20 protein-coding genes are annotated in these 22501 nt (G+C 65.3%); 14 read left to right on the top strand and 6 right to left on the bottom strand.

The window, feature by feature from the left end; all coding sequences use genetic code 11:
- Positions 1 to 12 precede the first annotated feature (12 nt).
- From glpD to glpK, 8 genes are all read left to right on the top strand, one after another.
- Positions 13 to 1617, top strand: coding sequence for a glycerol-3-phosphate dehydrogenase (gene glpD / locus ACO07J_RS17140; RefSeq protein ID WP_422031168.1), 1605 nt, complete (start codon positions 13 to 15; stop codon positions 1615 to 1617).
- Positions 1618 to 1633: 16 nt separating this feature from the next.
- Positions 1634 to 2722 (top strand): ABC transporter ATP-binding protein, encoded by a 1089-nt coding sequence (locus ACO07J_RS17135; protein WP_422031166.1) that lies wholly within the window; start codon positions 1634 to 1636, stop codon positions 2720 to 2722.
- A 12-nt stretch (positions 2723 to 2734) separates the two neighbouring features.
- Positions 2735 to 3826 (top strand): ABC transporter ATP-binding protein, encoded by a 1092-nt coding sequence (locus ACO07J_RS17130; RefSeq protein WP_422031164.1) that lies wholly within the window; start codon positions 2735 to 2737, stop codon positions 3824 to 3826.
- Positions 3826 to 4701: a carbohydrate ABC transporter permease gene (locus tag ACO07J_RS17125; protein ID WP_422031162.1), complete on the top strand. Its 876-nt coding sequence runs from the start codon at positions 3826 to 3828 to the stop codon at positions 4699 to 4701. The genes ACO07J_RS17130 and ACO07J_RS17125 overlap by 1 nt, the downstream gene beginning before the upstream one ends.
- A gap of 3 nt (positions 4702 to 4704) precedes the next feature.
- Complete coding sequence (locus tag ACO07J_RS17120; RefSeq protein WP_422031160.1) at positions 4705 to 5562, top strand: carbohydrate ABC transporter permease; 858 nt, start codon at positions 4705 to 4707, stop codon at positions 5560 to 5562.
- A gap of 12 nt (positions 5563 to 5574) precedes the next feature.
- A complete protein-coding gene (locus ACO07J_RS17115; RefSeq protein ID WP_422031158.1) occupies positions 5575 to 5847 on the top strand; it encodes a DUF2160 domain-containing protein in 273 nt (90 codons plus the stop codon).
- 79 nt (positions 5848 to 5926) lie between these two features.
- Entirely contained in the window at positions 5927 to 7654 is a 1728-nt protein-coding gene (locus ACO07J_RS17110; RefSeq protein WP_422031156.1) for an ABC transporter substrate-binding protein, read from the top strand.
- A gap of 88 nt (positions 7655 to 7742) precedes the next feature.
- The gene (gene glpK, locus ACO07J_RS17105; protein ID WP_422031154.1) at positions 7743 to 9230 is read left to right on the top strand and encodes a glycerol kinase GlpK; all 1488 of its coding nucleotides are present in this window, start codon (positions 7743 to 7745) and stop codon (positions 9228 to 9230) included.
- Between the two features lie 48 nt (positions 9231 to 9278).
- On the opposite strand, the gene ACO07J_RS17100 is transcribed toward glpK, so the two are convergent.
- The 5 genes from ACO07J_RS17100 to ACO07J_RS17080 form a co-directional block, all read right to left on the bottom strand.
- Positions 9279 to 10052: a FadR/GntR family transcriptional regulator gene (locus tag ACO07J_RS17100; protein WP_422031152.1), complete on the bottom strand. Its 774-nt coding sequence runs from the start codon at positions 10050 to 10052 to the stop codon at positions 9279 to 9281.
- Positions 10012 to 10977: an ABC transporter ATP-binding protein gene (locus ACO07J_RS17095; RefSeq protein ID WP_422031150.1), complete on the bottom strand. Its 966-nt coding sequence runs from the start codon at positions 10975 to 10977 to the stop codon at positions 10012 to 10014. Before ACO07J_RS17095 ends, ACO07J_RS17100 begins: the two co-directional genes overlap by 41 nt.
- 82 nt (positions 10978 to 11059) lie before the next feature.
- Entirely contained in the window at positions 11060 to 12922 is a 1863-nt protein-coding gene (locus tag ACO07J_RS17090; RefSeq protein WP_422031416.1) for a dipeptide/oligopeptide/nickel ABC transporter permease/ATP-binding protein, read from the bottom strand.
- Entirely contained in the window at positions 12922 to 13869 is a 948-nt protein-coding gene (locus tag ACO07J_RS17085; RefSeq protein WP_422031148.1) for an ABC transporter permease, read from the bottom strand. Before ACO07J_RS17085 ends, ACO07J_RS17090 begins: the two co-directional genes overlap by 1 nt.
- 117 nt (positions 13870 to 13986) lie before the next feature.
- A complete protein-coding gene (locus ACO07J_RS17080) occupies positions 13987 to 15567 on the bottom strand; it encodes an ABC transporter substrate-binding protein (protein WP_422031146.1) in 1581 nt (526 codons plus the stop codon).
- A gap of 103 nt (positions 15568 to 15670) precedes the next feature.
- Between ACO07J_RS17080 and ACO07J_RS17075 the strand changes: the two genes are divergently transcribed.
- Both ACO07J_RS17075 and ACO07J_RS17070 read left to right on the top strand, forming a co-directional pair.
- Positions 15671 to 16336 carry a DUF1028 domain-containing protein gene (locus tag ACO07J_RS17075; protein WP_422031144.1) on the top strand — a complete coding sequence of 222 codons (666 nt, stop codon included), beginning with the start codon at positions 15671 to 15673 and terminating at the stop codon, positions 16334 to 16336.
- On the top strand, positions 16329 to 17540 hold the full coding sequence (locus tag ACO07J_RS17070) for a M20 family metallo-hydrolase (RefSeq protein ID WP_422031142.1): 1212 nt from the start codon (positions 16329 to 16331) through the stop codon (positions 17538 to 17540). Before ACO07J_RS17075 ends, ACO07J_RS17070 begins: the two co-directional genes overlap by 8 nt.
- Before the next feature lie 3 nt (positions 17541 to 17543).
- Here the strand turns inward: ACO07J_RS17070 and ACO07J_RS17065 are convergent, their stop codons facing one another.
- Positions 17544 to 18200 (bottom strand): GntR family transcriptional regulator, encoded by a 657-nt coding sequence (locus ACO07J_RS17065; protein ID WP_422031140.1) that lies wholly within the window; start codon positions 18198 to 18200, stop codon positions 17544 to 17546.
- Positions 18201 to 18332: 132 nt separating this feature from the next.
- On the opposite strand from ACO07J_RS17065, the gene dctP reads away from it, so the two are divergent.
- The 4 genes from dctP to ACO07J_RS17045 all read left to right on the top strand — a co-directional run bounded on the left by dctP (position 18333) and on the right by ACO07J_RS17045 (position 22501).
- The gene (dctP, locus tag ACO07J_RS17060; protein ID WP_422031138.1) at positions 18333 to 19319 is read left to right on the top strand and encodes a TRAP transporter substrate-binding protein DctP; all 987 of its coding nucleotides are present in this window, start codon (positions 18333 to 18335) and stop codon (positions 19317 to 19319) included.
- Positions 19320 to 19395: 76 nt separating this feature from the next.
- Positions 19396 to 19944 carry a TRAP transporter small permease gene (locus ACO07J_RS17055; protein WP_422031136.1) on the top strand — a complete coding sequence of 183 codons (549 nt, stop codon included), beginning with the start codon at positions 19396 to 19398 and terminating at the stop codon, positions 19942 to 19944.
- Positions 19944 to 21260, top strand: a complete 1317-nt coding sequence (locus tag ACO07J_RS17050) for a TRAP transporter large permease (RefSeq protein WP_422031134.1) — start codon at positions 19944 to 19946, stop codon at positions 21258 to 21260. The genes ACO07J_RS17055 and ACO07J_RS17050 overlap by 1 nt, the downstream gene beginning before the upstream one ends.
- Complete coding sequence (locus tag ACO07J_RS17045) at positions 21257 to 22501, top strand: malonyl-CoA decarboxylase (RefSeq protein WP_422031132.1); 1245 nt, start codon at positions 21257 to 21259, stop codon at positions 22499 to 22501. The genes ACO07J_RS17050 and ACO07J_RS17045 overlap by 4 nt, the downstream gene beginning before the upstream one ends.

The raw sequence follows: 22501 nt of genomic DNA, 5'->3' as shown, positions 1-22501 counted from the left end.
AGGAGACCGACGGTGGAATCAGCGCCGCACGAGGCCGATGTGCGTGATCTTTTCGTCATCGGCGGGGGGATCAACGGTTGCGGCATCGCTCGGGATGCGGCAGGCCGGGGCCTTACGGTCACGCTGGCCGAGATGAACGATCTTGCCTCGGCAACTTCCTCGGCCTCGACCAAGCTTTTCCATGGCGGCCTGCGATACCTGGAGTTTTTCGAATTCCGGCTTGTGCGCGAAGCGCTGGTCGAACGCGAAATCCTGCTCCGGGCGATGCCGCATATCAGCTGGCCGTTGCGCTTCGTGCTGCCGTGGCACAAGGACATGCGCTTCGAAAGCGGTACGCCGACCTCGAAGGTGCTGGAAACGCTCATGCCGTGGATGAAGGGGCGCCGACCTGCTTGGCTCATTCGGCTCGGTCTTTTTCTCTATGACACCATGGGCGGGCGGAAAATCCTGCCCGGAACGACCCGATTGAGCCTTGATGGCACGCCCGAGGGCGCACCGCTCAAGCAGAAGTTCCGGCGCGCCTACGAATATTCCGATTGCTGGGTAGAGGATTCCCGCCTTGTCGTTCTCAACGCGCGCGACGCGGCCGAGATGGGGGCGGAAATCCTGACCCGCACCAAGGTGGTCGAGGCACGGCGCGAGGGCGATCTGTGGGCGATCACGCTGGAAGACAGCGACAGCGGCCGGCAGTCGACACGCCACGCCCGCGCGCTCGTCAATGCCGGCGGGCCCTGGGTCGGCAAGGTGATCGAGGAGGTCGCGTCGTTCAACAGCTCCGAAGGTGTTCGGCTGGTGCGTGGCAGCCATATCGTCACCCGCAAGCTGTACGACCACGACAAGTGCTATTTCTTCCAGGGCAAGGACGGCAGGATCATATTCGCCATCCCCTACGAGACGGATTTCACCCTGATCGGCACCACAGATGCCGACCATGGCGACCCTTCGGAGCCACCGGTCTGCACGCCCGAGGAACAGGACTATCTTTGCGCCTTCGCGTCGGAATATTTCGAACGTCCGGTGACCCGCGAGGATATCGTCTGGACCTATTCCGGCGTTCGTCCGCTCCACGATGACGGGGCGAAATCGGCCACCGCCGCCACGCGCGACTACGTGCTGAAGGTCGACGACAACGGCGCCCCCTTGCTGAATGTCTTCGGCGGCAAGATCACCACCTATCGCCGCCTTGCCGAAAGCGCGATGGAGCAGCTCGCGCCGTTTTTCCCCGCCCTTATCGGGCGCTGGACCGCGGTTGCCCGCTTGCCCGGCGGCGATTTCGAGGTGGGCCAGGTCGAACAACTGGTGGCCGACCTGCGCGCGGCTTACCCGTTCCTTTCGGAATTCTGGGCCCGGCGTCTGACGCGCGCCTACGGCGACGAGGCGTGCATCTTGCTCGGCGAGGCGGCATCCGCCGAAGACCTCGGCCGCGATTTCGGCGCGACGCTGACCGAGCGGGAGGTGCGCTGGCTGATGGACAAGGAATTTGCGCGCGAGGCCGAGGATGTGGTCTGGCGCCGGTCCAAGCTGGGCCTGCGGATGACCGGGGAACAGGTCGCCGCGCTTGATCGGTGGATGCGCGACGCCAAGCCAAACAACCATGCGACGAAAGCCGCGGAATGAAACACAAGGACGACCAATGACCCTGGTTCTGGAAAACGTGTCGAAGCAAGTCGAGGGGCAGGTGCATATCCACCCCACCGACCTGACGCTAGAGAAGGGCACGATGAATGTCCTGCTGGGGCCGACACTGGCGGGCAAGACGTCGTTGATGCGGCTGATGGCCGGGCTCGACGCGCCGTGGACGGGGCGCATCCTGTGGGACGGCGAAGACGTGACCGGCAAACGCGTGCAGGATCGTGGCGTCGCCATGGTCTACCAGCAGTTCATCAACTACCCGTCGATGACCGTCTACGAGAACATCGCCTCTCCCATGCGGCTCAAACGGATACCTGCCAGCGAGATCGACGCCGCGGTGCGCAAGACGGCGGACCTGATGAAGCTGGGGCCGCTGCTCGACCGCAAGCCGCTGGAACTGTCGGGCGGCCAGCAACAACGCTGCGCGCTGGCGCGGGCGCTGGTCAAGAACGCGGGCCTCGTGCTGCTCGACGAGCCGCTGGCCAACCTCGATTACAAGCTGCGCGAGGAGTTGCGGCAGGAAATCCCCAAGATCTTCGAGGAGTCCGGCTCGATCTTCGTCTACGCCACCACCGAACCGGAGGAGGCGCTACTGCTCGGCGGCAATACCGCGACGCTGTGGGAAGGCCGTGTCACCCAGTTCGGGCCGACGCCGGAGGTCTATCGCCGCCCCGTCGACATGGAGACCGCGCGCGTGTTCTCGGACCCGCCGATGAATTTCCTGCAGATATCGAAAACCGGCAACCGGATCATGTTCGGCGAGGGCCAGTCGGCCAGCGCGACCGGCAAGCTCGCACAGTTGGAGGACGGCCGCTATATCGCCGGCTTCCGCCCCAATCACCTCGATATCAGGACGGAGGTCGGGGATGCCCTGGAATTCTCGACGCGCCTGGCGGTGACCGAGATCACCGGCTCGGAAACCTTCATCCACCTCGACCATCATGGCGAGCGCTGGGTGGGGCTGATCCACGGGGTGCACGACATCACGCTGGGCGAGGGGCTGAAGGTCTATCTCGAGCCGCGGCACGTTTACGTTTTCAGCGAGGGCGGACAGCTTGTCGCCCCCGCGGCCTATGCCCAGGCCGCGTGAGAGGAGAGAGACATGGCAAAGATCACGCTCGACAATCTCGCCCACTCGTACCTGCCCAACCCGGGTGGTCCGGATGATTACGCGCTGAAGGAGTTGAACCACGACTGGAACGATGGCGAGGCCTATGCCCTGCTTGGCGCGTCGGGTTGCGGCAAGTCCACCCTGCTCAACATCATTTCCGGCCTGCTGGAACCGAGCCAGGGCCGCATCCTGTTCGACGACAACGACGTGACCCAGGCGCCGACGGCAGAACGCAACATCGCGCAGGTCTTCCAGTTCCCGGTGGTCTACGACACGATGACGGTGCGCGAAAACCTTGCCTTTCCGTTGAAAAACCGTGGCGCCGAAGCCAGTTACGTGGCCTCGCGCGTGCAGGAAATCGCGCGGATGATCGGCATGGAGGACACGCTCGACCGCAAGGCCCAAGGTCTGACCGCGGATGCCAAGCAGAAGATCAGCCTTGGCCGCGGCATGGTGCGGGAGGACGTCAACGCGCTCCTCTTCGACGAGCCGCTGACCGTGATCGACCCGCACATGAAGTGGGAGCTGCGCACCCAGCTCAAGCAGCTGCACCAGCAGTTCGGGCACACGATGATCTACGTCACCCATGACCAGACCGAGGCGCTGACCTTCGCCGACAAGGTGGTGGTCATGCATGACGGACGGGTGATCCAGATCGGCACGCCGCAGGAACTGTTCGAGACGCCCGAGCATACCTTCGTGGGCTACTTCATCGGCTCGCCGGGCATGAACGTGCTGCCGGCGAAGGTCGAGGGCAATCGCGCCTACGTCAACGGCACCGAGATCGAGCTTGCCAACGCTTACGGCACGCCCGCGGGGCAGGTGGCGCTTGGGGTCCGGCCGGAATACGTGCGCCTGTCCGACAGCGGCGGCCTGCCCGTCAAGATCCGCCGGGTCGAGGATGTGGGCCGCCACAAGATCGTGCGGGCCGAGTGTTTCGGCACGGAAATCAATGTGATCGCCGGAGAGAGCACCGAGATCGGGCCGGACATGACCCGCATCGAGTTCGACCCCGGGGGCGTCAACGTCTACGCCGACGAGTGGCGCGTGGCGCCGCAGGACAACCACGGAAGGGCCGCGTGATGCAGGAAAAGACCGTCAACCAGAAGGGGTGGCTCTTCGTTCTGCCGGTGCTGGTGCTAGTGGCCTTCTCGGCCGTCATCCCGCTGATGACCGTGGTCAACTACGCGGTGCAGGACACCTTTGCGGGCGAATTCTTCCCGCTCGACGACAAGCTGTTGTGGTTCCGCGAACTTCTTGAAAGCGACCGGATGTGGGAAGCGCTGCAGCGACAGCTTGTCTTCTCGGCCATCATCCTTGCCATCGAGGTGCCTCTGGGCATCTTCGTGGCGCTCAATATGCCGCGCAAGGGCGTGTGGGTTTCCGTCTGCCTCGTGCTGATGTCGCTGCCGCTGCTGATCCCGTGGAATGTGGTCGGCACGATCTGGCAGATCTTCGGCCGCGTCGATATCGGGTTGCTGGGCCATACGCTCGACCAGCTCGGGTTCCGCTACAACTACACGCAGGACATTTTCGATGCCTGGGCCACGGTCATCATCATGGATGTCTGGCACTGGACATCGCTGGTGGCGCTCTTGGCCTATGCCGGGCTGGTCTCGATCCCCGACGCCTATTACCAGGCCGCCAAGATCGACCAGGCAAGCCGCTGGAAGGTGTTCCGCTATATCGAGCTGCCGAAGATGCGTGGGGTTCTGACCATCGCGATCCTGCTGCGTTTCATGGACAGCTTCAAGATCTATACCGAGCCCTTCGTGGTCACCGGGGGTGGCCCTGGCAACGCCACCACGTTCCTGTCCATCGACCTCGTGAAAATGGCGCTCGGCCAGTTCGACCTCGGGCCCGCCGCGGCCTTCTCGATTATGTATTTCCTCGTGATCCTGCTGATCAGCTGGGTGTTCTACACGGTCATGACCAATCTCGACAAGGAAGGGAGCTGAGCCATGGCCGACGCAACCGCCAACGCCCCGCGGGCCACGGGCAAAGCCCGCAGCGGCATCCGTGTGAACGGCTCGGCCGTGGTGATGGTGCTTTACCTTCTGTTCCTGCTGCTGCCGATCTACTGGCTGGTGAACATGAGCCTGAAGACCAATGCCGAGATCCTCGGCTCCTTCACGCTCTGGCCGCGGAACATCACGCTTGAGAATTACGTGACCATCCTGACCGACGCGTCTTGGTACATGGGCTATGTCAACTCGATGATCTACGTGGTGATGAACACGGTGATCTCGGTCACCGTGGCGCTGCCGGCCGCCTATGCCTTCTCGCGCTACCAGTTCATCGGCGACAAGCACCTGTTCTTCTGGCTGCTGACCAACCGGATGGCGCCGCCCGCCGTCTTCGCGCTGCCGTTCTTCCAGCTGTATTCCAGCGTCGGCCTCTTCGACACGCATATCGCCGTGGCCCTGGCGCATTGCCTCTTCAACGTGCCGCTGGCTGTCTGGATCCTCGAGGGGTTCATGCGCGGCGTGCCGAAGGAGATCGACGAGACCGCCTATATCGACGGCTATTCCTTCCCGCGCTTCTTCGTGAAGATTTTCATGCCGCTGATTGCCTCGGGCATCGGGGTGGCGGCGTTCTTCTGCTTCATGTTCTCGTGGGTGGAGCTGCTCCTGTCGCGCACGCTGACCAGCGTCGCGGCCAAGCCCATCGCCGCCACCATGACCCGCACGGTCAGCGCCAGCGGGCTGGACTGGGGCGTGCTGGCCGCCGCCGGTGTGCTGACCATCCTGCCGGGGGCCTTGGTGATCTATTTCGTCCGCAACTACATCGCCAAGGGCTTTGCCCTGGGCCGAGTATAAGGGAGACGTCGCATGACCTGGATGGCATGGACATGGCCGACCGCCGCCTTTTTCGGGATCATCGGGCTGCTGCTGGTGGTCTTCACGATCCTCGCGGCGCGCTATCCGGAAACGCCCAAGCGCGGCGTGCTCCGGATCGAGACGACCCGCGGCGACCGGCTGTTCATCACGCTGCTCGGGTCGGCCTTCATCAACATCGCGTGGCTGGGCCTCATCGGCACCAACCAGCCCTACGCGCTCATCGTTTGCCTTGCCTATGCCGCCGCGGTCTTCCGCTGGGTGTAGCTGAGCGAAACCGGCGGCCCCGCGCAGAGGATACGGGGACCGCTTCACGACGACCAAGTTCGAAAAATGGGAGGATCACATGAACTTGACCTTACGAACGACCACCGCGCTGGCCACGGCGCTCTGCCTGACGGGCGGGGCAGCCATCGCCGGCATGGAGGAGGCCAACGAGTTTCTCGATTCCGAGATCGACGGCCTCTCCTCGCTCGACCGGGCGGCACAGGAAGAAGAGATGCAATGGTTCGTCGATGCCGCCGAGCCGTTTCAGGGCATGGATATCAAGGTGGTTTCGGAAACCATCGCGACGCACGAGTATGAATCCAAGGTGCTCGCCCCGGCCTTCACCGCCATCACCGGGATCAACGTCACCCACGACCTGATCGGCGAGGGGGACGTGGTCGAGAAGCTGCAGACGCAGATGCAGTCGGGCCAGAACATCTACGATGCCTACATCAACGACAGCGACCTGATCGGCACCCACTGGCGCTATCAGCAGGCCCGCAACCTGACCGACTGGATGGCGGGCGAAGGGGCGGACGTGACCAACCCGAACCTCGACATCGACGACTTCATCGGCACGTCCTTCACCACCGGGCCGGACGGCAAGCTCTACCAGCTGCCCGACCAGCAGTTCGCCAACCTCTACTGGTTCCGCTACGACTGGTTCCAGGACGAGAAGAACCAGGCCGACTTCAAGGAAGAATACGGTTACGACCTCGGCGTTCCGGTCAACTGGTCGGCCTACGAGGATATCGCCGAGTTCTTCACCGGCCGTGACCTCAGCCACATGGGCGTCGACGAGGAAGTCTATGGCAACATGGACTACGGCAAGAAAGACCCCTCGCTTGGCTGGCGCTACACCGACGCGTGGATGTCGATGGCCGGCATGGGCGACAAGGGCGAACCCAACGGCCTGCCGGTCGACGAATGGGGCATCCGGGTGAACGAGAACAGCCAGCCCACGGGCTCCTGCGTCGCGCGGGGCGGGGCCACCAACAGCCCGGCCGCCGTCTATGCCGTGACCAAGGCCATCGAATGGCTGGAGAAATACTCGCCGCCCGCAGCGGCCGGGATGACCTTCTCCGAAGCCGGGCCGGTGCCGGCGCAGGGCGCGATTGCCCAGCAGATGTTCTGGTACACCGCCTTCACCGCCGCCATGGTGGGCGACGGGGCCGAGGCCGTGCTCAACGAGGACGGCACGCCGAAATGGCGCATGGCCCCCTCGCCGCACGGCGCCTACTGGGAAGAAGGCATGAAGGTCGGCTACCAGGATGCGGGCTCGTGGACGCTGATGAAATCGACGCCCGTCGATCGTGCCAAGGCGGCGTGGCTTTACGCCCAGTTCGTCACCTCCAAGACGGTGGACGTGAAGAAAAGCCATGTCGGCCTGACCTTCATCCGCGAGTCGACCATCAACGACCAGAGCTTCACAGACCGCGCGCCCAAGCTGGGCGGCCTGGTGGAATTCTATCGGTCGCCCGCCCGCGTGCGGTGGTCGCCCACGGGCACCAACGTGCCGGATTACCCCAAGCTGGCACAGCTCTGGTGGCAGAATATCGGCGACGCAATGTCGGGGGCGAAGACGCCCAAGGAAGCGCTCGACAGCCTCTGCGCCGACCAGGAGCGTGTGCTGGAGCGTCTGGAACGCGCCGGCGTGCAGGGTGACCTCGGTCCGAAGATGAACGAGGAAATGGACCCCGAGCACTGGCTGAGCCAGCCGGGCGCCCCGAAAGCGGCCCTCGAAAACGAGGATGAAGAGCCGCAAACGGTGTCCTATGACGAGCTGATCAAGTCCTGGCAGGAATGAGCCGGGCAGCCGGGGCCTTCGGGCCCCGGCGCTTTTTCCCTGGCGATTCCTCCGCTACGGTCAGATTTTCAGAACGCGACAGAACGCCATGACCCATATCCTTGCCATCGACCAGGGCACGACCTCCAGCCGCGCGATCCTTTTCGACCGCGAGATGCGCATCCGCGCCACCGCGCAGGAGGAATTCGAACAGCATTTCCCCGCCTCCGGCTGGGTCGAGCATGACCCGGCTGACCTGTGGGCCACGACCGCCGGCACCTGCCGCGAGGTGATCGAGCGCGCCGGCATCCGCACCGCCGACATTGCCGCCATCGGCATCACCAACCAGCGCGAAACCACGCTGGTCTGGGACCGCGAGACGGGCGAGCCGGTGCACCGCGCCATCGTCTGGCAGGATCGCCGCACCGCTGACACCTGCGAAAAGCTGCGCGAGGCTGGCCACGAAGAGATGATTTCCGAGCGGACAGGGCTTCTGCTCGACCCATATTTTTCAGGCACGAAACTGGCCTGGATCCTCGAGAACGTCGACGGCGCGAAGGCGCGGGCCAAGAAGGGCGAGCTGCTTTTCGGCACGGTCGATTGCTACCTGATCTGGAAACTGACGGGCGGCGCGGTGCATGCGACCGACGCCACCAACGCCGCGCGGACGCTGCTCTATGACATCCGCAAGGGGCGGTGGAGCCAGTCGATCTGCGACCTGCTCGACATCCCGATGAACATGCTGCCCGAGGTCAGGGACAGCGCGGATGATTTCGGCAAGACCCGGGCCGACCTGTTCGGTCGCGAGATTCCGATCCTTGGCGTCGCCGGCGATCAGCAGGCGGCGACGGTGGGGCAGGCGTGCTTTTCGCCGGGCATGCTCAAATCGACCTATGGGACCGGGTGTTTCGCCCTGATGAACACCGGGGACGAGCCGGTCACTTCGAAGAACCGGCTTCTGACGACGATTGCCTACCAGCTCGATGGCAAGCCCACCTATGCGCTGGAAGGGTCGATCTTCATCGCGGGCGCGGTGGTGCAGTGGCTGCGCGACGGGTTGAAGATCATCCGCGAGGCGTCGGAGACGCAGCCGCTGGCGGAACGCGCCGATGACGGCCAGAATGTCGTTCTGGTCCCGGCCTTTACCGGGCTCGGCGCGCCATACTGGAAGGCCGATTGCCGGGGGGCGATTTATGGGCTGTCGCGCAATTCCGGCCCGGCGGAGTTTGCCCGCGCGGCGCTGGAAAGCGTGGGGTTCCAAACCCGCGACCTGTTGGAGGCGATGGCCGCCGACTGGACGGAAGACCGCGCGGGTGAGGTGCTGCGCGTGGATGGCGGGATGAGTGCCTCGGACTGGGCGATGCAGTTCCTGGCCGACATCCTGGATGCGCCGGTGGATCGGCCGAAGGTGCTGGAAACGACGGCGCTGGGGGCGGCGTGGCTGGCCGGGATGAAGGCCGGGCTCTACCCCGATCAGGAAGGGTTCGCCCGCGAATGGGCGCTCGACCGCCGGTTCGAGCCGCGGATGGAGGCGGAAACGCGCAAGGCCAAGTACGATCGTTGGAAGCGGGCCGTGGCGGCAACGATGAGCGTTTGAAAAAGGCGGAAATGTCACGCGATTTCAGGCGGATAAACCGGTTTCGGCCTATTCGGAAATGAACCGGTTCCGCATCTCGACTTCCTGTCCGCGCATCAGGGTCCATGCCGTCTGCATGTGATCGGTCATGACGGCGCGGGCGCGCTCCGCGTCGCCCGAGCGGAGCGCCTGAACCAGGTCTAGCTGGTGGGCGCGGCCCTGTTTCCAGAGCTCGAGATTGGGCGGGGAGTAGAGCCGGCGATAGACGGTCAGGTCGGTCAGCAGGTTGACCATGAAGTCGATCACGAAGCCCAAAAGGGGATTGCCAGCCTGCTCGGCGAGAATGGCGTGGAAGCGGAGGGAGGCCACGTGCTGCTGGCGTTCCTCCTCCAGCGTGGCGGCCGGTTCGGCATAGTCCGCGAGGTGGGATTCGAGCTGTTGCAGCACCGCCTCGTCAAGCTTTCCGGCCAGCGAAGCCGACAGCTCCGGCTCCAATGCGAGGCGAAGCTGGTAGATGTCACCGATGGTCAGGTCCTTGAAATAAAAGTAATTTCCCAATAGCGCCTTGGCGCGCTGCCGGCTGACCTCGTGGATGAAGCTGCCGCCGCCGGGGCCGGTGCGGGTCTTGATCAGGCCCTGCGCCTCCAGTATCCGCATGGCCTCGCGGATGGTGCTCTTGGCCATGCCGAAACGCTCGATCAGCTCCGCCTCGGCCGGCAGGCGGTCGCCGGCCTGAAGCCCCTGGTCGACCACCCACTCCTTGATCGCCTCGGCAACCTGAACGGGCCGGCTGAGCTTCGGTTCAGCCTTCGATGGCCTCGAGGGGGTGGTGGCAGGCGGCAAGTTGGTCCTCTCCCATTGGTCTCAGCTCCGGCTCCTCGGCCCGGCACAGGTCGGTTGCCCGGGGGCAGCGGCCGGCGAAGGCGCAGCCCGGCGGCGGGTCGAGCGGGTCGGGCAGTTCGGTGCCTTTCTGCTCGGGCGCGGTGAGGGCGCGGCCGACGACGGGGGCGCTGTCGGCCAGCAATTTTGTATAGGGATGACGGGGGTTTGCAAAGATTTTTTCGGCCTTGCCCACCTCGACCACCGTACCGAAATAGAGCACGATGATCCGGTCGCTGACCGCCTCGACCACGGCGAGGTCGTGGGTGATGAAGAGGTAGGTCAGGCCGAACTCTTCCTTCAGCCGGGCCAGCAAATTCAGCACCTGCGCCTGCACCGAGACGTCGAGCGCCGAGACCGGTTCGTCGAGGATGATGATGCGGGGATTGGCGGCGAGGGCGCGGGCGATGCCGATGCGTTGGGCCTGGCCGCCGGAGAATTCGTGGGGGTAGCGTTCGAGGAACTCTTCGCGCAGGTTGACGGAGGCGAAGATCTCGCGGATGCGATTTTCGCGGTCCGATTTTGGCATATTATACAGGCGCTTAAGGGGTGCCTCCATGATCTGCTTGATGGATTTGCGGGGGTTGAGGCTGCTGTTGGGATCCTGGAAGACATATTGGATCAATTTGCCGAACTGGGCGGGGTCGGCGTTGTCGAGGGCCTTGCCCTCGATCTCGATATGACCCTCGGACGGCTCCAGCAGACCGACCAGCATCCGCGCCAAAGTGGACTTGCCGCAGCCGGATTCGCCAACGACTCCAAGGGTTTCGCCCGGCTCGACGGAGAAGCTCATCGGTCTCACGGCGCGGACGCCGTCGCGGGCGGGGCGGAAAAGCGAGCCTTTCAGCGGGAAGGTCTTGGCGAGGTTTTCGACTTTCAGGGCGGTCATGCGAGGCCCTCCGGATCGGGGTCAAATCCAACGTCGGTATAACGTCGGTATTTTGTCGGTATTACGTCGGTGCGATGTACCGTCATAGCGTATCCTCGGGGTAGAGGCAGCGGACCGCGCGGGCGCCGGAGCGGTCGAGGGTGATGTCGCCCTGCCGGCACTCGTCGCGGGCCTTTTCGCAGCGGGGCGCGAAGGCACAGCCGGGCGGCAGGTCGTCGACCACCGGCGGCAGGCCGGGAATGGCGGCCAGCTCGCGCCGGCCTTCGCCAAGTTCCGGCACGCAGGCGATCAGGCGCCGGGTGTAGGGGTGGAGCGGGTGCGAGAGCACGGTGTTCGTCGGCCCCTCCTCGACGATGCGGCCGGCATACATCACCGCCATCCGGTCGCAGAGCTGGGCCACCACGCCGAAATCGTGGGTGATGAAGATGATGGCGAGCCCGCGTTCGCGGCGCAGGTCGTCGAGCAGCGACAGGATCTGGGCCTGCACGGTGACGTCGAGCGCCGTCGTGGGCTCGTCGGCGATGATGACATCGGGTTCGTTGGCGAGCGCCATGGCGATGCCGACGCGCTGGCGCATCCCGCCCGACATCTCGTGCGGGTAGTTGTCGACACGGCTTTCGGCGTTGGGGATGCGCACGTCCTTCAGAAGCTGGATGGCGCGGGTGCGGGCCTCGGAGTTCGACAGCTTGTGGTGCGACTGGATCGCCTCGGCCAGCTGCTGGCCCACCTTGTAGAGCGGGTGCAGGGTCGAGAGCGGGTCCTGGAAGATGTAGGCGACGCGGTCACCGCGTTTCTGCCGCAGCTTCTCGTAGGGCGCACCGACAAGATCTTCGCCCTGGAAGCGCACCGCGCCGCCCGTGATCACCCCGGGAGGAGAGGCGACCAGACCCATGACCGACAGCGCCGTGACCGACTTGCCCGAGCCGGATTCGCCGATGACGCCGAGACATTCGCCCGGTTTCACGGCGAGAGAGACACCGCCGACGGCCTTGTAGATGCGCTTGCCCACGTGGAACTGGGTTTCCAGCTCCTGGATGGCGAGGAGGTCGTCGGTGGCCGCCGGGATAGTGCCCTTGCGGTTGACCAGCGTGGTGGGCAGCGGGCGCGAGAGGGCGCCCGAGCGCAGGCGCGGGTCGAGCGCGTCGCGCACCCCGTCGCCGAGGAGGTTGATGGACATGACGATCAGGAAGATCATGATCCCCGGCACGACGGAGGTGTGCGGGTGGGAGATGAGGGCCGAGCGCGCCTCACCCAGCATGGAGCCGAGATCGGCTTGTGGGGGTTGGGAGCCCAGGCCGAGGAAGGAGAGGCCCGCGGTTTCAAGGATCATCCAGCCCACGGTGGTCGACATGGCGATGATGATGACCGGCAGGACATTGGGCAGAAGCTCGGTCAGGATGATGCGGGTGTGGCCCATGCCGGCCAGGCGCGCCGCGTCGATGAATTCGCGCCCGGCAAGGCCCACGGTGATGCCGCGGATGTTCCGGGCGAAGAAGGGGACGTTGACGGCGGCCACGGCGATGAGCGCGTTCATCAGGCCGGGGCCGAGGGCCGCGACGATGGCCAGCGCCAGCAGGATGTAGGGAAAGGCCATCAGCATGTCGACGCCGCGCATGAAGATGTTGTCGACCTTGCCGCCGAAATAGCCGGCGGTGATGCCGATGGCCGAGCCGAAGAATGCGGCGAGCACGGCGGCCGCCACGCCCACGGCGAGGGAAAGCCGGGTGCCCCAGAGCAGGCGGCTGAGAAGGTCGCGGCCAAGATGGTCGGTGCCCAGCAGGTGCCCATCGGTGAAGGGCCGCTTGAAGCGGTCGGCGGTAGCGGTGATGTCGGGGTTCTGCAGCGGCAGGATCGGGGTGAGGATCACCAGCACCACGATGAATGCCAGCACGACCGCGCCCATGGCCGCAAGCCGGTTGCGGAAGAGCAGCTTGAGGAAGGCCATCATGTCTTGATCCTCGGGTCGAGAAGGCTTTGCGCGACATCGACCGCGATGTTGAAGAGCACGTAGCAGGCGGCGACGAAGACCACGCCGCCCTGCACCAGCAGCAGGTCACGGGTGAGGATCGCGTCGACCAGCATCCGGCCGACGCCGGGCCACTGGAAGACGATCTCGATATAGACCGCGCCCGAGAGGACGAAACCGGCCTGGATGCCGAGCACAGGAATGATCGAGACCATGGCGGCGCGGAGCGCGTGGCCCATGATGACCTTGCGCTCGGGCACGCCCTTGGCGCGGGCGGTGCGGATGAAGTCCTGCCGCAGCACTTCCAGCATAGCCGAGCGGGAGAGGCGGGCGATGACGCCGGTGGCCACGGCCGAGAGGGCGAGGGCGGGCATGATCAGGTGGCGGATCAGGTCGGGCAGGTCGCCACCGCCATAGATGGCGTACATGCCCGAGACCGGCAGCCATTTCAGGTTCACCGCGAAGAGGAGGATCATCATCATGCCGAGGAAGAAGGAGGGCACCGAGATGCCGATCAGCACGGTGAAGGTGATCGCCTTGTCGGCGAAGCCGTATTGCCGGGCGGCCGAGACGACGCCGGCGAGGATGCCGAGGATCGAGCAGAGCACGAAGCTGGTGCCGGCCAGCACGAGGGTGGCGTTGAAGCGTTCGAGCACCTCGTCGAGGACGGGGCGGTTCAATGAGAAGGAGCGGCCGAAATCGCCCTGCAGCATGTTGCCGAGCCAGACGAAGTATCGCTGCACCATCGGCTTGTCGAGGCCGAGGTCGCGGTTGATCTTTTCCACGTTCTCGGGCGTGGCGTAGGAGCCGAGGATCGCGGTGGCCGGGTCGCCGGGTATGAGCGACATGATCAGGAAGACGATGACCGTGATGCCCAGCAGGACCGGGATGGCCGACACAAGTCGCTTGAGGATGTAGCTGCCCATCTTCGCCCCTTCATCTTTCCAAAAATACTCCGGGGGGAGCGTTGAAATCCCCGGATTTCAACGCGGGGGGCTGGCCCCCCGCCGGTCGCACCGGGCTTGCCCGGTGCGACACTGCTCTTATTCCTTCGTCACGCCTTCCAGGTGCAGAAGGAAGGAGGGCTGAAGCTGGAAGTCCGAGACGCCCGCGCTGGTCACCGCGTTCTGTTTCCAGTTGGCGATGAAGACCCATGGCGCCTCTTCCTGCACGATGGCCTGCATCTCGCGGTAGAGTTCCGCGCGCTCGTCCTGGTCGGTCGCCGTGCGGGCGTTTTCCAGCAGTTCGTCGACCTTCTCGTTGGCGTAGTAGCCCGAGTTGAAGCCGCCCTGGTCGGGCCAGGCCTCGGACCGCAGAGCGAGGTAGGGCAGGGTGTCGGGGTCGTTGGTCATCCATGCCATTTCGGCCATGTCGGCCTTGCCTTCGAGGCCCGGGTTCACTTCGCCCAGGAAGGTGTTCCACTCGTAGGTTTCGATGGTGACGTCGAAGCCCACGGCCTCGAGATCGGCCTGGATGGCGGTGCCCATCGGCACCGGGTCGAGCATGCCGGAGCCGCCTTCGGTGACGTAGAAGGTGAGCTCGGCGCCTTCGGCCCCGGCCTCGGCGATGAGCTGTTTGGCCTTCTCGGGGTCGTAGGGGTAGGGGTCGAGTTCCTCGTTATAGGCCCAGGCGAAGGCGGGCGGGGTCGGCCCCGCGGCCACGGTGGCGGTGCCTTCGAGCACGTCGTTGACGATGGCTTCCTTGTTGATCGCGTAGTTGGCGGCCTGGCGGACCTTCATGTCGGCGAAGGGGCCTTCCTTGGCGTTGAGGATCAGGAACCAGACGTGGGGGCCGGCCTGTTCGTGGACGGTGTAGTCGTCGCCCTCGAACTGGCCCATGGAGGTGGGGGGCACCTCGACCATCATGTCGATGCCGCCCGCCAGCATTTCGGCGACGCGGGTGTTGGCGTCGGTGATCGGGCGGAACACCACGGCCTGGAGGCCGGCGGCGTCGCCCCAGTAGTCATCATAGCGGTCGACGACGACGCGTTCGTTGGATTGCCATTCGACGAACTTGAAGGGGCCGGTGCCCACGGGGTTGCGGCCGAAATCGGCGCCGCCGGCCTTGACCGCCTCGGGCGAGACGATGAGGCCGGTGGGATAGGCGAGGTTCGACAGGAAGGGGGCGTAGGGGGCGTTGAGGGTGAATTTTACCGTCATGTCATCGACCACCTCGGTGGTTTCCACCGCGCTGAAGAAGAAGGCCAGCGGGAAGGGGCCGGTGTCGTGGTAGGGGTGATTCTCGTCGAGCAGGCGGTCGAAGTTGAACTTGACCGCCTCGGCGTTGAAGGGCGTGCCGTCGTGGAAGGTGACGCCCTCGCGCAGGGTGAAGGTGTAGACGGTGCCGTCTTCGCTGATTTCCCAGTCGGTGGCGAGGGCCGGTTCCGGCTGCAGCGTGCCGTCCTTGTAGCGGGTCAAGCCCTCGTAAAGGTTCACGAGAATGCGGAAATCGTTGACCGCCGTCACCGCCGCCGGGTCGAGCGATTTCGGCTCGGCGATCTGGCCGACGATGAGCACGTCGGGCGGCGTCTGGGCGGCTGCGGGAAGGGGGGCGGAGCCGAGGGCGAGGGTGGCGCCGGCAGCCGCCGCCATGAGGCCCCGCCGGGTCCAGGTGATGAATGTCATGGTGGTCTCCCTGTCTGGTTTTATGGGAGATAATTTATCATGATAAATTGCATCGGTCAATTTTTCATGATAAATACCGAAACATAATGACCGGCAGAGCATCATGACCTTTTCGATCCTTGCCCATGACCCCGAGACGGGCGCCATCGGCGGGGCGGCCGCGACGGGCAGCCTGTGCGTCGGCGGCTGGGTGTTGCGCGGGCATCTGTCGTCCGGCATGAGCGCAAGCCAGGGTGCATCGCCCTCGACCCTTTGGGGCGAAGACGTGCTGGCGGCGATGCAGGGCGGCGCAGGCGCCGATGCCGCCGTGAGATACGTGACCGGCGCCGATGCCGGGAAGGGATACCGGCAACTGGCCGCCCTGGACCTGAACGGCGGAACGGCCGCGTTCACCGGGGATCGCAACACGCCGGAGATGGGCAGCGTGTCCTTCGATACGGGGGTCGTGTCGGGCAACATGCTGACGGGGCTCGATGTGCTTGACCGGATGGTGCAGGCGTTCGACAGCGCCACGGGCGGGCTGGACCGGCGGTTGCTGGCGGCCCTGCGCGCCGCGGAACAGGCCGGGGGCGACAGCCGGGGGTTGCTGTCGGCGGCGCTGCTGGTGCTGCACCCGGATCATGCGCCGCTGACATTGCGGGTGGACCACCACGCCGACGATCCGATCGGCGCGCTGGCCGACCTGCACGGGCGGGCGACAAGCGGGGAGTATGCGTATTGGGCGGAGAAGGTGCCGGTGGTGAACGACCGGGAGCGGGGCCTTGACTGACTGGGGCGCCCGCGCGGCGGATTTGCTGGACGACCTGGCGTGCCTGTCCGAGCCGGGGGCAGGGGCGACACGGCTGCCGTTCACGCCGGAGCATCGCGCGGCGGTGGAATTGCTGTCCGACCGGATGAGACAGGCGGGGCTGACGGTCACGCTGGACGATGCCGGCACGCTTGTCGGGCGCCTGGAGGGGCCCAAGGGGCGCGGCACGCTGCTGATGGGCTCGCACCAGGATTCGGTGCGGCAGGGCGGTGCCTATGACGGGATCATGGGCGTGGTGCTGCCGCTGATCGCGCTGGAGAAGCTGCGGGCGGAGGGGCGCGCGACGCCCTGTTCGGTCGAGGTTCTTGCCTTCGCCGACGAGGAGGGCGTGCGGTTTCCCACGGCGCTGGTGGGGTCGCGGGCGCTGGCCGGGACGGTGGACCCGGCTGTTCTGGAGATGACGGATGGCGACGGCGTGACGCTTCGGGCGGCGATGACGGCGTTCGGGCTGGAGCCTGACCGGATCGGGGTGCTGAAGCGCGATCCGGCCGACGTGATCGGCTATATCGAGACGCATATCGAACAGGGGCCGGTGCTGGAACGGGCCGGCGAGGCGCTGGGCGTGGTGTCGGCGATCTGCGGGATCGAGCGGCATAGTATCGGGATCGTCGGCGAGACGGGACATGCCGGGACCATGCCGATGGAGGGCCGGAAGGATGCGCTGGTCGCGGCGTCGGCGATCGTGACGGAGGTGAACCGGCTGGCGCTGGCCTCGGACGGGTTGCGCGGCACGGTGGGCTCGCTGGCGATCGGGCCGAACGTGGTCAATGCGGTGCCCCGGGTGGCGCGGATGACGGCCGAGTTCCGGTCGGCGGACGATGCGGAACGGCGGGCGGCGGGCGTGGCGCTTCACGCCTATGCGGAAGAGGTTTGCGCGGGGATGGAGCTGAGCTGCGAGGTGACCTATCAGCAAGCTGCGCAGCCCTGCGCGGCGGAGTTGTCGGAGCGGCTGGTCGCGGCGGTGAAGCGGGCCGGCGGCCAGGGGCTGGTGCTGCCCTCGGGGGCGACGCATGACGCCTCGGCCTTGGCGGACCTGTGCCCCGTCGCCATGCTGTTCGTGCGCTGCCGTGACGGGATGAGCCACCGGCCGGAGGAACTGGCCACGCCCGAGGATATGGGCCGGGCGGTGGAGGTGCTGGCCGACCTGGTGATGTCGCCCGGGTAGCGGCTATTCGGCGACTTCCCTGAGACCGGCGACGAGGTGGTGGAATTTCTCGCCCTGTACGGCCACGTGCTTGCGGATGGCGGCGGAGGCGCGTTCGGCGTCGCCTTCGGTCAGGGCGTCGACGACATCCTCGTGTTCCTGCATCGACTGGGCCAGGCGCCCGCGCACCCGAAGCTGCGAGCGGCGGAAGGGTTTCAGGCGGCGGTGCAGGCGCAGGCATTCCTGTTCGAGAAAGCCGTTGCCGGATTGCCGGTAGAGGATGTGGTGGAAGGTTTCGTTCGCGTCGTAATAGGCGGCCGTATCCTTGGCCCCCACTGCCGCCTTGCACAGTTTGTTCGCGGCGCGCATCTCGTCGAGGGCCGCATCGGTGATGCGCGTGGCCGCAAGCCGGGCGCAGGAGGCCTCGAGCTCGGCCATCACCTCGAACATCTCGATCAGTTCGACGGGCCCCGGCTGGCGGACGAAGACGCCGCGGCGGGGGAGTTGTTCGACGAGGCCGGAGAGCGCCAGTTTCTGGCAGGCCTCGCGAATCGGTGTGCGGGAGACGCCGAAGCGGGCGGCAAGCTGCACCTCGTCGAGCCGTTCGCCATTGCCGATGGTGCCATCGAAGATCATTCCTTCGATTTCCTCGGCAATGATATCGGCGCGTTTTCGTTGCATGGGGCCTTCTTAGCAGCGTTTTCAAAATGCAGGAAGAGAATTTTTGTATACAAGAATGTTGACTGAATATACACGCGGATGGCACAAACGCGGTGATCCGGTCGAGAATCGGACGCGTTATGGGAGGAAATCATGAAAAAGATTCTAGCAACGACCGTTGCCGCCGGGGCCTTGCTGGCCAGTGTCGCGGTGGCGGGCGCCACCGAGCTGCGCCTGTCGCACCAGTGGTCGAACAAGGACGTGCGGCACAAGGTGGCGCAGATCGTCGCCGACGAGGTGAAGGCGGCGGGTGTCGACCTCGAGATCAAGATCTTCGGGTCGAAATCGCTGTTCAAGCCGCGCGAGCAGTACAAGCCGCTGAGCCGCGGGCAGCTGGACATGTCGGTCCTGCCGCTGAGCTATGCGGGCGGGCAGCAGCCGGCCTATAACCTGACGCTGATGCCGGGGCTGGTGAAGAACCACGACCACGCCGCGCGCCTGTCGGAGAGCGATTTCATGGCCGCGCTGGAAGAGAAGATGGCCGAGGATGACGTGATGGTCCTGGTGCATGGCTACCTGGCCGGCGGGTTTGTCGGCAAGGACAAGTGCATCACCGCGCCCGAGGACGTGGACGGCTTGCAGATGCGGGCCGCGGGCAAGGCGTTCGAGCAGATGCTGGCGGGTGCCGGGGCGTCGATCGCGTCGATGGCGTCGTCGGAGATCTACAACGCGATGCAGACCGGCGTTCTGGATGCGGCGAACACCTCGTCGTCGTCCTTCGTGTCGTACCGGATCTACGAGCAGGCGGCGTGCTATACGCCGGCGGGCGACGTGGCGCTGTGGTTCATGTACCAGCCGCTTCTGATGAACAAGACCACCTTCGAGGGGCTGACCGAGGAGCAGCAGCAGGCGTTGCTGGATGCCTCGGAGAAGGCCGAGGCGTTCTATCTCGAGGAGGCCAAGAAGCAGGATGCGGCCTCGGTCGAGGTGTACAAGGAAGCCGGCGTCGAGATTGCCGAGATGAGCCAGGAGGAATTCGAGGCGTGGCGCGAGCTGGCCAAGGAGACCTCGTACAAGGCGTTCGTCGAGGAAGTGTCGGACGGGCAGGAGCTGCTCGACATGGCGCTGGCCGTCGAGTGATGTGACGGGCGGGGGCGGCCGGTGGGCTGCCCCTTCGCCTCAAGGCTGTTTTCACACCCAATGACAGGAGCAGGCCATGTCGGGCCCGAGCTCGGCTGCCCCCGCGCATGCCGGTAACAACCCCTTCCTTCGCGCCGTGGCGGTGATTTCGACGCTGGCCGGATGGTGCGCCGCGGCGATGATCGTGGCGGCGGTGGCGATCACTTGCCAGATGATCTTCATCCGGGCGGTGCTGAACGGATCGACCATCTGGCAGACCGAGGCGGTGATCTACCTGATGGTGGCCGCGACGCTGATCGGGCTGCCTTACGTTCAGCGGCTGAGGGGACATGTGAACGTGGACCTGGTGCCCATTGCATTGCCCGAGACGGCGCGGTTCGCGTTGTGCATGGTGACGCTGGGGGTGTCGATCGTGATCGTGGCGGTGATGCTGTGGTATGGCTACGATTACTGGCATTTCGCCTATGAGCGGAACTGGAAGTCGGACACGGTGTGGGGCGTGCGGTTGTGGATACCGTACCTGTCGATTCCCATCGGCTTTGCGCTGCTGTTGTTGCAGCTGATTGCCGATCTCGTCGCCGTGCTTCTGGGCATAGATAAACCTTTCGGGCTGGAGGATCACTGATGGATCCGCTGCTTCTTGGCGCGCTGGTCGCCATGGCCACCATTCTTGTCCTGTTTTCCGGCGTGTCGGTGGCCATCGGGCTGCTGATCGTGTCGGCGGGGTTCCTGATCGTCTTCGACGGGCTGCGCTCGCTGGAGCTGATGCCGGAGATATTGTTCGGGAAGCTCAACAATTTCGCGCTGCTGTCCATTCCGATGTTCATCATCATGGGGGCGTCGATTGCCTCGACGCGGGCGGGGGCGGACCTTTACGAGGCGCTGGAGCGCTGGCTGACGCGGGTGCCCGGGGGGCTGGTGGTGTCGAACCTCGGCGCCTGTGCGCTGTTCGCGGCAATGTCCGGCTCGTCGCCCGCGACCTGTGCGGCGATCGGCAAGATGGGCATCCCGGAGATGCGCAAGCGGGGCTATCCGGATGGCGTGGCCGCAGGCTCGATTGCCGCGGGGGGCACGCTGGGCATTCTCATTCCGCCCTCGGTGACGATGATCGTCTACGGCATCGCGACCGAGACCTCGATCGGGCGGCTGTTCCTGGCCGGCGTCTTTCCCGGCCTGCTGCTGGTGGGCCTCTTCATGGCGTGGTCGCTTTACTCGACATGGCGGTCGGGGCAGGCGGGCGTGCTGGGCGCGGGCAGCTACACCTGGCGGCAGAAATTCGAGATCCTGCCGCGGGTTCTGCCCTTCCTGCTGATCATCCTCGGCGTGCTTTATGCCATGTATGGCGGGGTCGCCACGCCGTCGGAGACGGCGGCGGTTGGCGCGCTTCTGTGCCTTCTGATCGCGATGGTGATCTATCGGCTTTGGGACCCGCGCGCGCTGTGGGTGGTGCTGCGCGACTCGACGCGGGAAAGCGTGATGATCCTGTTCATCATCGCCGCGGCGGGGGTGTTCAGCTACATGCTGTCGTCGCTGTTCATCACCCAGTCGATTGCCGAGTGGATCGGCACGCTGGACGTGAACCGCTGGGTGCTGATGGGGGCGATCAACATCTTCCTGCTGATCGCGGGCTTCTTCCTGCCGCCGGTGGCGGTGATCCTGATGGCGGCGCCGATCCTGCTGCCGATCATCGAGACGGCGGGGTTCGACCCGATCTGGTTTGCCGTGGTGCTGACGATCAACATGGAGATTGGGTTGATTTCGCCGCCCGTGGGCCTGAACCTGTATGTGATCAACGGGATCGCGCCGGATATTTCGCTGAAGACGATCCTGACCGGCTCGCTGCCTTTCGTGGCCTGCATGGTCATCGCGATCATATTGCTTTGCCTCTTTCCGGGCCTGGCCACGTGGCTTCCGGATGCTGTTATGGGAACGGGGATTTGACCTTGCTTGCCGATTTGCTGTCGACCGTCTTCGAAAGGCGGTTCCGGAATGCGCCCGCGGGCGACGACAAACGCTCGATCGAGGAGATGTCGGAGGCGCTGGTGGGGGCGACGGGCGAGATTTCCGGCCTGACGCTGGCGCGGAACATCCTCGAACGGTATCGCCAGTCGGAGGACGAGGCGCGGCTGGCCTTCTTCCGCTACCTTGCGACGGGAATGAATATCGACCCCGGCAAGGTGCGCGCGGCGCTGGCCGAGTACGAGGCGGGGCCGAGCAAGGAAAGCTATCGCGCGTTCCTCGAGGCGGCCGAGCCGCCGCGGCAGGAGCTGATCCGCCGGCTGAACCAGGTGCCCGGCGCGACGGGGCGGCTGGTGTCGATGCGGACCGACCTGATCCGGATGGGGGCGGACGACCCGGAGTTGCGGGCGCTGGACCTGGATTTCCGGCACCTGTTCTCGAGCTGGTTCAACCGGGGTTTTCTTGTGTTGCGGCCGATCAACTGGGAGAGCCCGGCGCATATCCTCGAGAAGATCATCGCCTACGAGGCGGTTCATGCCATCGACAGCTGGGACGATTTGCGGCGGCGGCTGGAGCCGAGCGACCGGCGGTGTTTCGCGTTCTTCCACCCGGCGATGCCGGACGAGCCGCTGATCTTCGTCGAGGTGGCTTTGACCAAGGGCGTGGCAAGCTCGGTGCAGGACCTGCTGGCCGGGGATCGCGAGGAGATGGGCTCGGACGAGGCGGATACGGCGGTGTTCTACTCGATCTCGAACTGCCAGGCGGGGCTGGCCAGCATTTCCTTCGGCAACTCGCTGATCAAGCAGGTGGCGGCGGATCTTTCGGCGGAACTGCCGGGGTTGAAGACCTTTGTCACGCTGTCGCCCATTCCGGGGCTGGTGCAGTGGCTGGGCGCCAACGACATGCAGCCGCCGCTGGAGGATGACGAGGCGTTGCGGCAATTGGCGGCCTCGTACCTGTTGGGGGCGAAGCGGCCCGACGGCCTGCCGCTTGACCCGGTGGCGCGGTTCCACCTTGGCAACGGGGCGGAGGTGCACGCCATCCATGCCGGGGCCGACACGTCGGAGAAGGGGTTGCGGCAATCTGCCGGGGCGATGGTGAATTACCTTTACGACCTCGACAAAGTCACCCAGAACCACGAACGGTTCGCCGCCTCGCATGATATCGCGGCCTCGTCGGAGGTGAGCAGTCTGGCGGCGGCCGCAGAGAAATCCGCCGCGTAA

The organism is Roseovarius sp., from assembly GCF_965228755.1.
In the GTDB taxonomy this organism is placed as follows: domain Bacteria; phylum Pseudomonadota; class Alphaproteobacteria; order Rhodobacterales; family Rhodobacteraceae; genus Roseovarius.
This window is presented reverse-complemented; position numbering and strand designations above follow the sequence as displayed.

Coding starts and splice junctions, on each gene's coding strand:
- glpK (WP_422031154.1), top strand. CDS start 7,743: ATGACCCATATCCTTGCCATCGACCAGGGCACGACCTCCAGCCGCGCG.
- ACO07J_RS17115 (WP_422031158.1), top strand. CDS start 5,575: ATGACCTGGATGGCATGGACATGGCCGACCGCCGCCTTTTTCGGGATC.
- ACO07J_RS17075 (WP_422031144.1), top strand. CDS start 15,671: ATGACCTTTTCGATCCTTGCCCATGACCCCGAGACGGGCGCCATCGGC.
- ACO07J_RS17095 (WP_422031150.1), bottom strand. CDS start 10,977: ATGACCGCCCTGAAAGTCGAAAACCTCGCCAAGACCTTCCCGCTGAAA.
- ACO07J_RS17085 (WP_422031148.1), bottom strand. CDS start 13,869: ATGGGCAGCTACATCCTCAAGCGACTTGTGTCGGCCATCCCGGTCCTG.
- dctP (WP_422031138.1), top strand. CDS start 18,333: ATGAAAAAGATTCTAGCAACGACCGTTGCCGCCGGGGCCTTGCTGGCC.
- ACO07J_RS17120 (WP_422031160.1), top strand. CDS start 4,705: ATGGCCGACGCAACCGCCAACGCCCCGCGGGCCACGGGCAAAGCCCGC.
- ACO07J_RS17130 (WP_422031164.1), top strand. CDS start 2,735: ATGGCAAAGATCACGCTCGACAATCTCGCCCACTCGTACCTGCCCAAC.
- ACO07J_RS17050 (WP_422031134.1), top strand. CDS start 19,944: ATGGATCCGCTGCTTCTTGGCGCGCTGGTCGCCATGGCCACCATTCTT.
- ACO07J_RS17065 (WP_422031140.1), bottom strand. CDS start 18,200: ATGCAACGAAAACGCGCCGATATCATTGCCGAGGAAATCGAAGGAATG.
- ACO07J_RS17080 (WP_422031146.1), bottom strand. CDS start 15,567: ATGACATTCATCACCTGGACCCGGCGGGGCCTCATGGCGGCGGCTGCC.
- ACO07J_RS17135 (WP_422031166.1), top strand. CDS start 1,634: ATGACCCTGGTTCTGGAAAACGTGTCGAAGCAAGTCGAGGGGCAGGTG.
- ACO07J_RS17110 (WP_422031156.1), top strand. CDS start 5,927: ATGAACTTGACCTTACGAACGACCACCGCGCTGGCCACGGCGCTCTGC.
- ACO07J_RS17090 (WP_422031416.1), bottom strand. CDS start 12,922: ATGGCCTTCCTCAAGCTGCTCTTCCGCAACCGGCTTGCGGCCATGGGC.
- ACO07J_RS17125 (WP_422031162.1), top strand. CDS start 3,826: ATGCAGGAAAAGACCGTCAACCAGAAGGGGTGGCTCTTCGTTCTGCCG.
- ACO07J_RS17055 (WP_422031136.1), top strand. CDS start 19,396: ATGTCGGGCCCGAGCTCGGCTGCCCCCGCGCATGCCGGTAACAACCCC.